Origin of the sequence: Agaribacterium sp. ZY112, from assembly GCF_041346925.1 — a bacterium.
Classification (GTDB): Bacteria; Pseudomonadota; Gammaproteobacteria; order Pseudomonadales; family Cellvibrionaceae; genus Agaribacterium.
Map to the genome: position 1 here is coordinate 1,491,886 of NZ_CP166840.1, position 15,008 is coordinate 1,506,893.

Sequence of the window (15,008 nt, forward strand, 5' to 3'; positions counted from 1 at the left end):
GAAGGGTGGTAGCAGCTTATCAATGGGTAATAGAGGGGTAATGAAGGATTAATACGGTGCAGGGTATTGGCGTCGTACAGCTTGGATGTCTTCCAATACTTGCTGATCCAGTGAAATATCGATGGAATCAATATTACTTTTCAGCTGCTTCATCGTGGTTGCGCCAATCAGATTTGAGCTGACAAAACGCTGTTGGTTTACAAACGCTAGCGCCATTTGGCAAGGATCTAAACCGTGGCGTTGTGCGATGTCGATATAGGCTTGAGTGGCGGCATCGACAATGGCGCCTACCCGGTGCTCGGGCCGTGTTTCTAGGGTGAGCCTTGCGCCTGCAGGCTTTTGGCCATTCAGGTACTTACCGCTCAAAATACCACGGGCTAGTGGTGACCACGCTAGCAAACCACAATTTTCGGCGAGGCTGAACTCGGCTAAGTCGGGCTCAAAGTGGCGGCATAATAAGGAGTATTCATTTTGAATTGAAGCTGCGCGCGGTAGTTGTTCTCGCTCAGCAATATTTAACCATTGACTCATACCCCAAGCCGTTTCGTTGGATAAACCAAAGTGGCGAATTTTGCCTTCGTCCATAAGTTGCTGCAGTGTGTTGAGTACTTCAATAAAGTTTGCGCGCACGGCCTCGGCATCAAACTCAGGATTAAAATCCCAGGTTTTACCAAAGGCGTATGAGCCGCGATTGGGCCAATGTAATTGGTAGAGGTCGATATAATCCGTTTGCAAACGCTTGAGGCTGCCCTCTAGGGCGAGTTTGATATTTTTAGCATTAATCTGGTTGTCCCCATTGCGTAACCACTCAAAACTCGGCCCAGTAATTTTAGAGGCGAGGATGACCTTCTCGCGGTTTTTGCGGGCGGCAAACCAATTGCCAATAATGGTTTCAGTAGAACCAAAGCGCTCCGCTGTGGGCGGGATTGCATACATCTCGGCGGTATCAAAAAAGTTAATGCCACGCTCAAGGGCATAATCCATCTGCTCAAAACCTTCGTCTTGCGTATTTTGCCAGCCCCACGTCATGGTCCCTAAGCCAATAAGGCTGATGTTGAGGTCGGTTTGGCCAAGTTTGCGGTAGTGCATGGTCAGGTCCTTTAATGAGGTGCGGCGCGATTAAGGGGGAATCTTACCAAGGTGTGCTCTTAAGAGCATGTTTTGTGGGAGGTGTTTTTTCCTAAGGCTGCCTTGTTGATAAGAGCTGATCATGCACCAGTGTGGATGCGGGGGGGCAAAACTTATGGTTAGCTTTGGTTAGGGGCAATGGTCGATTTTACAGGAGATGTAGCCAAATGCTGCCGTGTAGCTTACTTTTGAAAAAGTACTCTGCCCCCTTTATGTGGTTGGTGCCTTCATATCGATAAAGGTGTTAACATCGGGAAAAAATCTAGGGATCAGGTTGAAAATAATGTCATCAAACCTAAAGCCAGCACTCGAAGCCAATCAGAAAGACGCATATATATTCTCTCTCGAGGCTCTTGCCAAGGAAGTTTCTTACAAGCTAGGTAAAAATCTAGATGATTTTGATTTTAGTGATGCTAAAAGCTTAGGTGCGTACTATGTGCCAATTCAGGACTCTCGAGTGGTGCTCGAGATTATGAAAGAGCTAGGTATTACGGGAGAAATAGTCATGAAGAACGTACGGGGGAAATCCTACGTTATTTTAAAAGGGACTCCAGGAAACCGTAACCTCCTTAGAGGCACTCGCTATTTAAGCAATAACCCCCAAATTATTAAAATGGCAATAGGCACAAAGGCCGTTAGCCGATCGATAGTTAAGGGTTCGCTCGTTACGTTAATTATTACCGTTCCTTTAAGCATCGCTGATGTATGCTTAAAGGATGATTTTACTATGGGGCGTTTATTTGGCACTTTAGCTACTGATATTACAAAGGTACTTATTAGTTCGGGAGCTGCGAGCTTGGCTGCTTTGGCTGTAGGGGCCGTAACAACGGTTGCTGCGGGCCCACTAATTGCCGCAATATTTGTTGGTGTTGCAGTCGGGGTGGCGCTTGAGAGTTTGGATCAGCGATTTGGTATCACCGATAAATTAGTAAAAGCTATTGAAGAAGAAATGAATACTTTATATGAGCGTACAATCGGTGAATTTAAACGAGAAATTCGGCGTGTTGAAGCGCTTATGGATTATCAATCCAGAAATGGTTTACCTGTTGGGGAAGGTATCTTCTATTAAATATGCTTAGATCTAAAGCAGAGGCACATTTAATCCTCACGATTTTTGATGTGTTGAGCATTGGAGCAAGTTACTGGGTATTTTGCTCCGTTGCTGATGTGTTTGTCGCTATTGAAGCGTCAAAACCTGAAGTGTCTTTTGAAAGTTCATTACTGTATTTGCTGCTGCTGTTAATTATGCCTTGCTTTCATTTTTTGGCGCTTTGTCGTTCGAGTAAGCTTGGGCGTGTGGCGTGGTTTCCTCGTTTTCAACACATAGCTATTACCGGTCTAGCAGTTTTAATTATTCTAAGTAAGTTTCTCACTCAGTCTGTTGTCGAAAAAAAGCTTTCAGCTGAAAGTTATGTTGAATGCTTCGTCGAAGTGGAAAGGCGATATGTTAAATCAATCTATAAAAAAGACGCTTGTTAGTATCGGAGCAACCGTTGTTATTTTTTTTCTGTCACCTTTATCTAGTGCAGCAACAGATGTTCGCTGTCGTATACAGTCTAGTGATTTCCTTAGTGATGGTGAGGTCGACCGTTATACGGAAAGCTATAGTCTAAGTGCACCCGCAACAAGGGTGGGTGGGCGCCATTTATTACAGCAGACGGATCAATATGAGCTATGGTTAAAAACCCATGCCTATGTGAGGCAGGAGGATACCTTTAATGTTACCGGTTATTCTGTTGTTCTATTAGATAAGCATTCTCGTCTAATGTCTGAAGCGTCCAGCACCCAAGTTCCGCCAAAGCGTGCAGAGCTGACCGTTCATAGTTTAAACGAAAACATGCGTATTTCAGGAAGGCTTATTCTTGACTGTGAAGCGTTAAGTATCGAATAAACTGTACTTAAGATAAAAGTAGGCTGGGGGGATTTGATTCGCGCTATCCATGTTCCTCATTCTTCGAGCAGCCTTTGGCTGTGTAAAAATGCCTTCCTGCATTTTTATGAACCCCGCGTATGCAATTCAATTCCACTGCTTTCAGCAGCCAATAACTTACCCCAGGAATTGGGGGGATTTCATTCGGCACATCCATGTGCCTCACTCTTCGAGCAGCCTTTGGCTGTGTAAAAATGCTTTCCTGCATTTTTATGAACCCCGCGTATGCAATTCAATTCCACTACTTTCAGCAGCCAATAACTTACCCTGGGAATTAGGGGGGGATTTGATTCGCGCCATCCATGGCGCTCACCCCTTCGGGGCGACCTATGAGGTCGTCTAAAACGGCTTTCCTGCCGTTTTGTGAACCCCGGCGTATGCAATTCGAAACCACTGCTTTCAGCAGCCAATAAAAAACCCCAGGCCTTTCGGACTGGGGTTTTTTATTGGTTTGGTGGAGGCGGGGGGATTTGAACCCGATATAGTGGGGTATGGTTTTGTCCTGATTTATCTAGTTGTTTGATTTCATGCGGAATTATCTTGTCAGTGAAACTGAGTTTGTCAGTATATGTACAGTATTTATGGACAGGTTATGGTCAATTTTGCTCGCTGGTTTGTACCATGTTTGTGACAAACTCCGGTTCTGTTTCTTTCCCTTCTCCGTTTTTCTTAAATACTGATATCGCATTTTCTAGTCTCTTGGCTGCGTCAAGCTGAAGCGTGTCTATAAAGGTGATAAATATGCCAATAATAGATACGGTGATGATGGCTGAGGATGCAAATAAAAATCGAATGTTTTTGGCTGCATCAAAATCAAGAGGGGAGGTATAAATGGTCAATGGCAATGCCATCATTGCAATAAAGAAAAAGGTTAGACGTTTTCGTGAATTAATTTGTTTCTCTAGGGGGGGCATATTTGTCTTCAGCTCTGGATGGTCAGCATTTGGGGGGAAGTAGATGTAGCGACGGCTTGTAATATAATCTCTATACATATGAATGGAATTTGGATAACGGTCAAAATAGTCAATTTCGTATGATGCCAAATCGCAATCGTATAAATAGCTGTACGCCGTTTCCTTAAAGGACTCATTACCCATATTATCCTTGGTGGAAAAGAAGGTTGATATAAATTCCATCTTCTCTTTTGTAAAGTCTACTTTTCTATTCTTCTTAAGTTGGAAGTGCCTATACATTGAAAGAACTAGATAGAGTAGTCCTATAGCAAGAACTGACATGTTATTGGTAGTGAAAATAGCGTTAAGAACGCCGAAATTTGGTAGAGCTGTGATATCCATAAGTTCATCCTGATGAGATTTTACTTGCTTTTCTCAGTACCATCATTGGTAACTGTTGTTATATACAGTACTATGGGTGTGGATAATTTGATTTCAAGTGAAAACAATTTTTTAAGTAGCTCTTAATTTCCACTGGTAGTTGAGTAAAAAACTGAAGAAAAGATGTCGCTCGCCGCTGGGCAAGGGTTCCAGCGAGCTGAAACCCTATTTCTAGGCTTGAAGGGGGAGTGCTGTAAAGGGGCCGAGTCCTCGCTAAATACGCGCTTTCGCGCCGCTGCGGGCCGCACCAACCCCTTGACACTTGTAGGGCTGAGTATGCTGGAGGAGGGCTTATTCGTGCTGGTTGGGGATTCGCATTAGTACTCCGATAGTTGCGTCAAGTACAGCCGTATCGGATTCGTCTAGAGTGACGCTTTGCGTTATCAAAGATATAAGTGAGCTAGATAGATATGCGGCGTCTAATAGCGATACTTCCATTTTGCGTGAGGACTTTTTAAGCGTTCTTGCTCCAATTTCAAAATCCATTTTAGTTATTTCATCTATTTGTAGCTTCATCGTATTTCCTTTTGGGAATTTCCTGTGGGAAATTTGGGGTTGTAAAGTGGGATGTTTAGTTTGGTTCTTGCATAAGAAGCGTCAACCCAAGCTCTCGCTACGCTCGATGCTCTGTGTTGTCGCTTCTTATGTCATGCAGGATCAGCGCTTACTAACCCTTCAATAAAGCCCTTCGGTTCTTCGTGAGTTCGGCATAGTGCGTAGCCCTGATAGTCTTGGCCGCCAAGCTTAACCATGCAGTCGTTAACGATTTCAAATTCATACCCCAAGAATGTCAATTCTTCTTGGTTTAGGTGAACTATTGAATTCGTGAAGTTAATTTCAAATATGTACTCGATCTTTGTTTTTCCGTTTGGGTATCTAGTGCTAAATCGCCCTGTAATAAACACAGAGTCGGCATCTGATAGAAAGCGATTTTCCTTTTTTCTTTTCTCCCTAACTTGGGGTTTAGTCGATATCTGGGACTGATCTGATGGCGGAGTGACTTGAGGTTGAATTGGTAGCGAAGGTGTAACAGCATATTTTGTGGGGGGCGATGAATAATGCCCAATTAAGTGCTGTACGCCATAATACAAGGCGGTCAAACTGAGGATGGCAAGTGCAAATCCAATTTTTATAGATAGCCGACCAAGTACTGAGAATCGATTATCTATTCTTGATTCATTGCCTGCTTCTCCTGATTTACTCTTTGTATGACTTTGGTATAGCTGAAATATTTCCTTTTTGAAGGACCCGTGTATCTCCCTTTCACGTTTTGATACAGGAGGTGACGCTCCGGTAACTGGGCCATAATATACATCTACTCTATATCTAGAGCTAAACCCTAACTTTGACTGTTTTATTGTTCGGTATGTGGTTTCAACTAAGCTTCTTGCGAAGTTTGCAATCTGTCCAAGATCTTGCGTGACCAAAACAATTTCTGTTGAATATCCATTTTCACCAACCATATGTCGGTGCTCAGCTAAAAATGACTTATCCTCCTGTCTTACGTTTTTTGCGTTTAATCCGGACGGCCAAAGCCTCCATAGTTCGTCGATGATAATTACCGATCCGGCGATAAATACATCTTCCCACCAGTTTGGGTTTTCAACAATGTCTTCAATTCGGAATTGTTTTACGGTCATGCCAAATCTTGATTGGCACTCTTCATCAATCATCGGGATATTGGTGAACACAACTCGAGAAGCTTCTAAGGCTGGGGCTATGACATGTTCGACTACGCCATAGGTTTTTCCGTGCCCAGGCAGCCCAGTATAAGCAGATATAGTCATTGGTTATCCTATTATAGGTATCCTTCGTAATATAAATCGTGCGACATAGGCGCTGACGATAATGCCTAGACCGATATCTAGTTGAAAAGCGCTCGCCGCCCAGCTAACTCCGGATGGTAAGGTATGTGTGCCTAGGTTGGTCATGAAGTCCGGTACCGGAATAGATTCAAAAAGTCCTGCACAACCCGAAAGAATTGAATCCCAAGTGTCTAGTGCTAGGCCCTGCAATTCGATGCTTATCCACTCCAATGAGCAAGAGATGTCATACCAGCTGCAGTTACTATTAATTTCACTCATGACTAGGAGCTCGCAAAAATACGGAATGCAATCCATGTATAAATAATCAACATAACTGCGCTAAGAATAGGTTTAACTGATTCCATTAAGTCGCAGTGAATTGTTGTTGATATGTTTTTGTTAATAATTGTGCTTTCTAGATTAATGCTGAAACCTGGGCAAATAGCATTATCCAACGAAATTATTGTTGTCATATCAGAGAATGCCTGAACAACATTTGATGAGGTTATTCGAGATCTAAAGTTGGTCATAGCTTCCTCATAACTTCCAACTCCTGCTGAAATATTAGGAGGGAGATCTTTGGGTGGTGGAGAAATACACTCGATGTAGTTAGTAAGGTTCGGGTCGCAAGGGCCTGAATTGAGGGCCTCATTAATGCTATCAATCTTTGCTCCGACCTGATTAATGGTTCCGATAATGGTCGATGCATTGTTTTCATCGAACTGCCGATTGTTATCTAAAGATTCCTGTACTTCATTAATCGCACTTTCTATAGCTCCTGTATTTATCTTGCTTTGGTCTATGTCATCTCGGATTGCTCGCTCAACGTTACTAAATTCTGGAGTAAGCTCATCTCTAATCATGCCGGCCAAGCTGTATGGGTCTATATGTGCAGTATCCAGTGTTGACCCGCTGCCTTCATCTGGAGTGGAGGGGTCATTAAATGGGTTTCCATCACCATTTCCTCCAAGGTCTGGGTGGTCTGGTGATTCGGGTGAAATTGAATTGCACTGTAGGGTCCAGTTTCCTGGATTTATATATTCAAAATTGGACAATTGATCCGCTTCACAATTTGAAGAAAGTACTGCCTCTTCAAAACATGATAGATAGTCAGTACAAGATGTCGGGCATATGCCAATATCCTGTCGAGCATATGTACCATCAGAGCAGAGCATTAGGTCTGGTCGATCACATCCGTAGTAGCCATTGAGGTTTGGAGGGAAGCCGTCTTCGCAAAATTCAGGTGTCGCATTCATACAGGCCTGTAAGTCCACTAGTTCACAGTCTCCCGAGGCTCCTTGTAATTCGTAGCCAATCGGACAGGTTTTTGTGAATGACTCTAGATACATGCAATGAACACCAGGGCCTGATTCGTTAATAGCAAGACACCCATTTAGTGAATAACCAACAGTTGATCCGCTAGATTCTGATCTGTATCTGGCCAGTTCTGGAAAAGTAACTTTTTCTGCGTGCCAGTATTGAAGGATAGCCCCGCCATTTATTGGTGGTCTGCCTTCGAACTCATATAGCCCATCAGCATAGCTCGTCAAAAACTCTTCTAGATCTGGTAGTTCCGAGTTCGGATTTTCAATTGTTGGAGATACATATTCGCATTCGGACAGACAGTATGATGAATAAGAAACAAAAATTAATATGGAAATTATTTTTCTCATGTTGCCCCTCTCCCAATTAAAACAATCGAAAGCACATCGCTGATGTGCAAAATCCAAACAAGAAAAAAGTCCAGTAGTAAAGGTCTAACATCATTTCTCCATTAATTAGCGGGGAGTAATCCCCGCTATAGTTAATCGGTTCTAACCGCCGCGAATCATTGCAAGTAGCATCTTGGCACCTTTCACCGAGACTAAAACTGCAACTATTGCAGCCGCTACTGTACCGATGCCGGTGATAATTACTGTGTAGTCGACTGCGCTAGTGATTGTTGATACTGTTGCTGCATCCATAGTTTTACCTTAAAAGTTTCATTAATTGAGATAGCCCCCAAGCTGTAGCCCAAGGGGTTATAAACAGGCCGAAGCCTGCTCCGAACATAGCCGTGGCAACCGTTGGGTCGATTTGGCTAAGGTCAAACGGGATGGGGGCTAGTTGCGTAATCCACCCCGTCGAACACGATGTGGAGCCATCACTCAATTCTGTGATGATTCCTTCGCAAGCAATAACAGAAGCCATTAGCTGGCTTTTGATAGTGTTTTGGATAGTGGAATAAGCCCAACTTCAAAAGGGTTGAGCTCTAAGTTTTTAAATCGACCAACCTGGAAGTTGTTCAGTGAGAGTTCATATTCTCCTACTGGGTTTGCATCAGTGGGCGCCTTAAGTGGGATTTCAATTTGATGAGGGAATGCGCCACCTAGATGCACATATGCGTCTTGAAAATACCGCACACCGTTTTTGGTGTTTCGTGATTTTGCTTGGTGGTGACCGTCAATAATGCTGATTTTTACCATTTTGTTTATCTCTTTCGTTGAGTTTGGAAGATGTGTTATTTCTTTGGGTTGAAATTTAATTCAGTGTTTCTATATCTGCGTAGAGTTATTGATATGAATCCAAGGCGACCCGCTTTCGCGGATCGCTTTGATCTATTGAATTTATAAAAGGGGAGTTTTGAAACTTGATTTCATCAATTACCTCAACGATCCCACTCATTATTTTCTGTTGTGCCGATTTAAGGTTTGGAGTGTCTTTAACTTCCCAGTAGTGAATTCGACTAATTACTGTCATTCCTCCGACTAGAAGGCCGATTACACGTTCAGACGCAGTGTCACCATATTTAGTAAATAGTTTCTTCTTAAGCTCGCCCGTTTCTTTGTCTAGGTTTTCGCTAGCTCCGTATGCAGGCCTAATAGACTGGTCTGTTCTTGAGACTATCGGCCCGCCCATAGCTTCAGTAAAAGCGGCCCAATCGTTAGATCGAGCAGCAATACGTAGCTTTTCTAATTCTCCCTCTTGTTCTGACAGGCGTCGTAATTCTCTCCAAACGGTCACGCTGGCACCTCCAATCTGTTGGAATTGTCTAATTCGATGGGTTCTTGCCCATGCCTCAATACTCATGGCTATATCTGTGGCGTTTCGGCCAGACCAATCTTTAGAGTCTGATTCGTTGCAGTTGTTTACGCCGTGCCCGTCAATGTTTTTACAGACGTATTTAATTAGATAGCCTGTAGCTGAGTACTCTTTCCCTGTGGTTGGATTGGTACCGCTTTTAATTTCTTCCACTTTTAATCGCCGTTTTTTTGCTCCATTTTCATCTGGTGAATCTTGTAGGGCATAATGACGAAATATTTCTTCAACTTGTTCTAAGTTTTCTTTTGTGGCGAATAGCATGAAATGCCAGTGGGGAGTTCCGTCATGGTGTGGCTCTGCAATTCGGAAGCCATAAGGTTTAATAGATAGGCGGGACAATTTAGCTTGTATTCTTGCCCAAACATTAGATAGGTATTTTTGCGCGTCTCTTGGGCTTAGATTTTCATATTTCTTGTTTGGAATAACTTTAATCATTCGTCCGTTACGAATGATTTTTGTCATTTTGTGAAATCGTGAAGGGGTGGTTAGAGTAATGAAGGCTGCATTATGTTTGTATGCTTTTGCAATAAGCTCAAAACCTTTACAGCGAGCCAATAATTCAAACCGTCTTATCGCAGGATTGGAGACAGACTTGTCGGAGAGTTGAGCCAGTGTGAATTCGTCATTTTTCTCATTAACTACAATAGTATTTTCTAGGTAGCTTCTACTTGCTTGTCTTTGTGATGTTCTCGTTGCTAACGTGATTGGGGAGCAATAAGGTGATGATTTTGCATTTACCTGCCTTAAGTCCCTGGCTAGTATTTCTATGCGTTCGTTTTGCAGGTTCTTTAGCTTTCTTCTCCACCATCTTGAGCAACAAAGTCGGTTTATACATGACTTATATGTCGCTCCCTTTTCAACGAAGGGTGGATCAATTTGATATGAATCTGCAATGCTACAAAGCTCGTCGTAACACTCTATTTCTATGTCATATTTTTTTGAAATGGATTGGCAGAATTCAGCTTTATCGTCTGCAAATGCTATTAGCTCTGAAAGGCTGGTTAACAACCAAAGATCGCTTACTGTAAGGTAGGCTTCTAGCTCCAGTAAACGAAGATTGGCTGAAGCATGCGATTTAGACTTGGCAAGGTGAAGATATTCTGCGCGAACGGCATTAGCCAGCATCCCGCAACGTTCAATAATACGTTTGCGAAACGGGGAGCACTCATTAGTGCCAAACTGCTCTAATGTAGTGTTTAAATGAAGGCGGCCGTCAAAATCAACGAATTGGCCAGCCTTGGTGGCATAAGCTACCATACGCGGGTTCCTCTTTTAGCGAAGCGGGGACAAATCAGGGGTACGCCAATACCCCTCCAAGCCATACCAGCGCCAACTGGTATGGCTTACCTTCTAAAATTCAAATTCTTCTTCTAAGCACTCTTTGTTGAATAATGCGTAATTGATCAAACGACGCTTACCAACCTTCAATGTTGGAAGCTGCCCCGAATACATCATTCCGCGAACTACATCGACGCGTAGTCCAGTTATATCGCTGAACATCTCTTTTGTGATTGCAGCACCGACGGCGTTAGTTAAAGTCTTGGATACTTCTAAGGGTTTTGAATCCACTTCCCATTCTCCTTCTGGTTTCTTCAGGTTTTGACTTGTTGTGTGGCATCTGCCATATTTACTGCATCAGTATTCTCTGTGGGTGCAATTGCATCCTGTTGAGGTGCAAAGCTACACTGTCTAGGATTGATATGTCAATACCCATTCATGAAAAAATTGAGAGAATAAGAGCCGCTGTGGGGCTATCGCAGGCCGACTTTGCCGAGCTTGTTGGTCTTTCTGTCAATACGCTCAAAGCTATTGTTAAGAGGGGGAGTTCACCACGGTTTGAGGTCGTAGAGCAGATCGCTAGACGTTGGCCGCAATACGCTTATTGGTTATTGACGGGGCAGACTATGTCACCGTCGCACGTATCTCCATTGCAAGCAGATCAACTTATATATCGTGTTTTTGATTCCGCGAATAATCCCGAGCCAGTTGTATCTGAGCTAATGGTGAAGCCTGAGTTCCTTACGCAGTTAATATTTTTACAGTGTATTGATGAGCCAAATGATCTTTATTGCTTAATTGAAGCTAAGGCGTATACAGCGAGTCAGACCAAGCAGTGTGTTCTTGTTAGTGGAAATATGAATTTTTGTAGTGATGATAAGGGCGCTCTCGGATTGGCCAAGTTTGCAGAATTTATTGAGAGGATCGGGCGCGAGGACTTGGTGAAATCCAGCCATATGAAGCATGTGTTTAGTTCAGACCTTGAAAAGCTTATCAGCAGCTCAGAAATTGCTGGTGAACAGCTTGCCGAGCCTGACCTAGGGACTGCAAAGTGGAAAATGTATGTACACCTTAATTTTTCTAAATGGAGGATGGATGGTGCTAGATATGAACCGACGTATTCTTGGCGTGATATGGACTTCTAATGTCTGTTACTGAGATTAAAGCGAATATGGATGTTTGGTTGTCTGGGGAGTATTGAAATTGGCAATTCGCAAGGATGGCGATAAATGGCTTGTTGATATTCGCCCGAATGGCGTAGTGGGGCGACGGGTTAGAAAGAAATTTGATACTAAGTCTGAAGCCATTCGATTTGAAAAGTACCTGTTAGCAAAAGCTAGCTCTGACAAAGAATGGAATGAGAGTAAAGCTGATCGTAGATTGCTCTCTGAATTAATTGAGATTTGGTACAAGCTTCTTGGTTATCAGCTGAAAGATGGGCTTCGTCGAAAAAACAAGATGATTCACACTTGCGAGGGGTTGGGTGATCCTCGAGCAGAAAAGCTTACGCCAAAGATGTTTCTCAACTATCGATTCGTCAGGACGGAAGCGGGTATTTCCGGTAAAACCCTTAATAATGAGCTTTGCTATCTAAACAGCATGTATAACGGGTTAAAGGCGTCCGGAGAGGTTAGTTACTCAAACCCCTTGGGTGAAATGAAAATGCTCAAATTGGATGAGCGTGAATTATCATGGTTGTCGAGTGACGAAATTCAACATCTGCTAGGGACGATATCCAGCTTTTCTGAAAACCCACATGTACTGCTGCTGACAAAGATCTGCTTGGCAACTGGGGCTAGGTGGGGTGAGGCAGAAGCAATTACTCTTCGTAAATTATCGCAATATAAGCTTACTTTTTCTCAAACTAAGAGTGGCAAGGTTCGGGTCGTTCCGATATCAAAAGAATTGAATGATGAATTGGTTGAGCACTTGGAGGAATTCGATGTATTTGGCTCATCCATTAGTGCGTTTAGGCGTGCTCTTGTTAGGTCAAAGATTCAATTGCCGAAAGGGCAGGCGGCACATGTATTGCGGCACACTTTTGCTAGTCATTTTATTATGAACGGAGGAAATATATTGACGTTGCAAAAAATTCTTGGGCACTCTACGATCAATATGACAATGAGATATGCGCACTTGTCTCCCGACCATTTGTATGAAGCTGTATCATTGAATCCAATTGAAAATTGGTTGTAACAGCCCTGTAAAATACGATATTACTAAAGTGGTAGTTAGTACGAGGCAGAGTAAAAAACCAGGGAAGAGTCCTATAGCCTGAATGTGCCACTTTTCATCCGGCCTTTGAATGTCCCATTGGCTAGGCTCAATCTTTCCTTCGGTAAGAAACGGAAGCCAATATTGAGAAATAAACTCTTTACTGAAAAAACCGTCGTGGCCAAAATTATGATGGCGGTCTGTGATTTCTGGATGATTAAACCCAAAACGACCTGATGCTCCGTAGCCAAATGTTGAAGATTTAGCCAGAACGGGCCATATGTCCTTTGTTCCGCAATCGTTTATGAAAAGGTTTTTATCTTGGCTTTTTAATGCTGGCCAGTCATGGTTTTCGTCTACAATTGATCCGCAAAGTATAATTTTTTTGAAATTGAATTGCGGATTATGTTTAATAATTTTACTGAGTATGTAAGTCCCGTTGCTATGTGCGACTGCGCATAATTCGGCACCTGGATGAGTACCAATAATGGTGTTTATTGCTCGCTGGACCTTACGAACTGGTGAGTTTCTGAAAAGCCATGGGATTGGTATCCAGAATCTAATTCCGTCGAAAAATCCGTATTTGCAATGCCTTACTTCAAAATCTCCCGTTTTATTAATCTCGTTTTCAAGGAGGTTAAACCACTTCCCTTGAGTTCTAATTCCATGAATTAGAACTACTATTTTTTTGGGGGGAGCGGGCAGCCCTGCAAGGGCAAGATCGATGAGTTGAGATAGCTCTTCTCTTTCACTTTGCGACGGTATTTGACTTAGGTAAGTCTTGGTGAAGGCAAATTTTTCAGAGTCTGAAACGTGTTTGTATAGCTCTAAAAATTTTTTGTAAGCCTCAGTTGCTGACATCTTAACCTGCAGCTGTTTTATAAATGACTTTGATTATGTCTGGAGTTACGTGTATGTCTTGCTCGCTTCTCCAGTCATAGATGTCTTCAGGGATTTCGGTTAAGTAAGGATAGTCCTTGATTCCTCCGTTATCGGCTTTAGATATTACGCGATAATGCTTCTGAAGAAACCCGATGCTCACCAAGGTGTTTAAAATATGGGTTAACGCATAAGTTGACGATGGAGTTGTTAATTCATATAAGCCGAATAGAGGGTACTCCCTCTTTTCTTCAGAAAAAAGGTTGAAAATACGCTCAATTGTATGTTCTTCATTTGGATACTTTTGTATTAAGTTTCCAAATTGTTGCGAGAGTATATTCATAGTTTTCCATCGTAACTTTTCTCCCCAAGCGAAATTCATTGGGGTGCCCACTAATAACCACGTTAATCGGGGAGTTAGGGGTGCTTTCGCCGTCCCTCTCGATAAACCAAAAATTACTATGCTCGCAATAGCTGTCATCTGTGCTAAACGAGTCAATAGCACCCTTTATGTTCTTATCTGACTTTAATGTTGCTGTTGGGTTCCCTGTCGCTGCCGTTAGGCAATTTCCTTGCCCGTTTCGAATTGAACTTTTGGACTCTATAAGTATATCGTCAAGCTCTCCCTCGTCAGCCAAAGTTATTCGGTTTTTTATTGCGCTTAATGAAACTTCGTTGAAGCTGTCAAAGTTAATTATATCTGAGATTATTGAAAGAGTGTGGTCATGTGCGGCTTTATAAGCGTCATTGGTCGAATGTGACGCAATACGTAATTCAAGTAAGCCATTTTGGCTAAGTCGGACGATATTGGTAGCGCGAGTTTTGACCTCGTCATAGATCTTTGTCACCCTCCCGTTTTCCGATGAAGTCTCAGCTTCTTTCCTTGTGATGCGTGTCTCAGCAATTTTAAGTACCAAGAAGTCTTTGCTTTCTCTGGAGTCAATGCGGGCGTCTACCAGCTCCGGTGATTCGGGCAGCTCCAAGATGGCCGGGGATTCTAATAGCCCTTCCTTTCCTATTGTCTTGAGCGCTTCGGTTAGGTGCTTGGTAGTTACAAGATCATTTGCTGTTGTTGGAGAGCACTTATATAAAAAGACGTGCTGGCGCCCGTGTTCTTCAGTTTCTCTAAGAAATTGGTGCAGGTCGCTTAGTTTAAGGTTTCCGCCCTCTAGGGCTGGTACGACCCTTTCTTGAAAAAAGGTATTCCATGTGGAAGCTGATCGAGGTAGCCCATTTTGAGCTAGAAACTCTCTTGCTTCTGGGAGTGTCGCAGCTTCCCGTATTAGATTGAAGAGGAGCGTTTGTTTGGAAGTTTCTACCATAAAACAACCTTTTACTGATCAGACTGGCTTTGTGGCT

At 42.9% G+C, this 15,008-nt stretch carries 17 protein-coding genes; 5 read left to right on the plus strand and 12 right to left on the minus strand.

The window, feature by feature from the left end; translation table 11 throughout:
* Positions 1-48: 48 nt before the first annotated feature.
* Positions 49-1,089, minus strand: a complete 1,041-nt coding sequence (locus AB1S55_RS06560) for an aldo/keto reductase (RefSeq protein ID WP_370981000.1) — start codon at positions 1,087-1,089, stop codon at positions 49-51.
* Positions 1,090-1,411: 322 nt separating this feature from the next.
* Here AB1S55_RS06560 and AB1S55_RS06565 point away from each other — a divergent pair, with 322 nt between their 5' ends.
* From AB1S55_RS06565 to AB1S55_RS06575, 3 genes are read left to right on the plus strand one after another with little or no spacing between them, the layout of a single operon-like run.
* The gene (locus AB1S55_RS06565) at positions 1,412-2,197 is read left to right on the plus strand and encodes a hypothetical protein (protein WP_370981001.1); all 786 of its coding nucleotides are present in this window, start codon (positions 1,412-1,414) and stop codon (positions 2,195-2,197) included.
* A gap of 2 nt (positions 2,198-2,199) precedes the next feature.
* Complete coding sequence (locus tag AB1S55_RS06570; protein ID WP_370981002.1) at positions 2,200-2,607, plus strand: hypothetical protein; 408 nt, start codon at positions 2,200-2,202, stop codon at positions 2,605-2,607.
* Positions 2,573-3,019 carry a hypothetical protein gene (locus tag AB1S55_RS06575; RefSeq protein WP_370981003.1) on the plus strand — a complete coding sequence of 149 codons (447 nt, stop codon included), beginning with the start codon at positions 2,573-2,575 and terminating at the stop codon, positions 3,017-3,019. The genes AB1S55_RS06570 and AB1S55_RS06575 overlap by 35 nt, the downstream gene beginning before the upstream one ends.
* A gap of 635 nt (positions 3,020-3,654) precedes the next feature.
* Here AB1S55_RS06575 and AB1S55_RS06580 read toward each other — a convergent pair.
* The 8 genes from AB1S55_RS06580 to AB1S55_RS06615 all read right to left on the minus strand — a co-directional run bounded on the left by AB1S55_RS06580 (position 3,655) and on the right by AB1S55_RS06615 (position 10,847).
* Positions 3,655-4,353, minus strand: coding sequence for a hypothetical protein (locus AB1S55_RS06580; RefSeq protein WP_370981004.1), 699 nt, complete (start codon positions 4,351-4,353; stop codon positions 3,655-3,657).
* A 330-nt stretch (positions 4,354-4,683) separates the two neighbouring features.
* The gene (locus AB1S55_RS06585) at positions 4,684-4,908 is read right to left on the minus strand and encodes a hypothetical protein (protein WP_370981005.1); all 225 of its coding nucleotides are present in this window, start codon (positions 4,906-4,908) and stop codon (positions 4,684-4,686) included.
* A gap of 131 nt (positions 4,909-5,039) precedes the next feature.
* Positions 5,040-6,179, minus strand: coding sequence for a zonular occludens toxin domain-containing protein (locus AB1S55_RS06590; protein ID WP_370981006.1), 1,140 nt, complete (start codon positions 6,177-6,179; stop codon positions 5,040-5,042).
* A 299-nt stretch (positions 6,180-6,478) separates the two neighbouring features.
* Entirely contained in the window at positions 6,479-7,870 is a 1,392-nt protein-coding gene (locus AB1S55_RS06595; protein ID WP_370981007.1) for a hypothetical protein, read from the minus strand.
* Positions 7,871-8,011: 141 nt separating this feature from the next.
* Positions 8,012-8,161: a hypothetical protein gene (locus AB1S55_RS06600; protein ID WP_370981008.1), complete on the minus strand. Its 150-nt coding sequence runs from the start codon at positions 8,159-8,161 to the stop codon at positions 8,012-8,014.
* 225 nt (positions 8,162-8,386) lie between these two features.
* Positions 8,387-8,662 carry a single-stranded DNA-binding protein gene (locus AB1S55_RS06605; protein WP_370981009.1) on the minus strand — a complete coding sequence of 92 codons (276 nt, stop codon included), beginning with the start codon at positions 8,660-8,662 and terminating at the stop codon, positions 8,387-8,389.
* Positions 8,663-8,747: 85 nt separating this feature from the next.
* Positions 8,748-10,535, minus strand: a complete 1,788-nt coding sequence (locus AB1S55_RS06610) for a replication endonuclease (protein WP_370981010.1) — start codon at positions 10,533-10,535, stop codon at positions 8,748-8,750.
* Between the two features lie 93 nt (positions 10,536-10,628).
* Positions 10,629-10,847 (minus strand): hypothetical protein, encoded by a 219-nt coding sequence (locus AB1S55_RS06615; protein WP_370981011.1) that lies wholly within the window; start codon positions 10,845-10,847, stop codon positions 10,629-10,631.
* A 131-nt stretch (positions 10,848-10,978) separates the two neighbouring features.
* On the opposite strand from AB1S55_RS06615, the gene AB1S55_RS06620 reads away from it, so the two are divergent.
* Together AB1S55_RS06620 and AB1S55_RS06625 are read left to right on the plus strand one after the other, a co-directional pair.
* Positions 10,979-11,701, plus strand: a complete 723-nt coding sequence (locus AB1S55_RS06620; protein ID WP_370981012.1) for a helix-turn-helix transcriptional regulator — start codon at positions 10,979-10,981, stop codon at positions 11,699-11,701.
* A gap of 58 nt (positions 11,702-11,759) precedes the next feature.
* Positions 11,760-12,752: a tyrosine-type recombinase/integrase gene (locus AB1S55_RS06625; protein ID WP_370981013.1), complete on the plus strand. Its 993-nt coding sequence runs from the start codon at positions 11,760-11,762 to the stop codon at positions 12,750-12,752.
* On the opposite strand, the gene AB1S55_RS06630 is transcribed toward AB1S55_RS06625, so the two are convergent.
* The 3 genes from AB1S55_RS06630 to AB1S55_RS06640 are packed head-to-tail and all read right to left on the minus strand — an operon-like array spanning position 12,723 to position 14,971.
* Positions 12,723-13,631, minus strand: coding sequence for a hypothetical protein (locus AB1S55_RS06630; RefSeq protein ID WP_370981014.1), 909 nt, complete (start codon positions 13,629-13,631; stop codon positions 12,723-12,725). The genes AB1S55_RS06625 and AB1S55_RS06630 overlap by 30 nt on opposite strands.
* A gap of 1 nt (position 13,632) precedes the next feature.
* Positions 13,633-13,992, minus strand: coding sequence for a hypothetical protein (locus tag AB1S55_RS06635; protein WP_370981015.1), 360 nt, complete (start codon positions 13,990-13,992; stop codon positions 13,633-13,635).
* A complete protein-coding gene (locus tag AB1S55_RS06640; protein WP_370981016.1) occupies positions 13,940-14,971 on the minus strand; it encodes a hypothetical protein in 1,032 nt (343 codons plus the stop codon). Before AB1S55_RS06640 ends, AB1S55_RS06635 begins: the two co-directional genes overlap by 53 nt.
* Positions 14,972-15,008 lie beyond the last annotated feature (37 nt).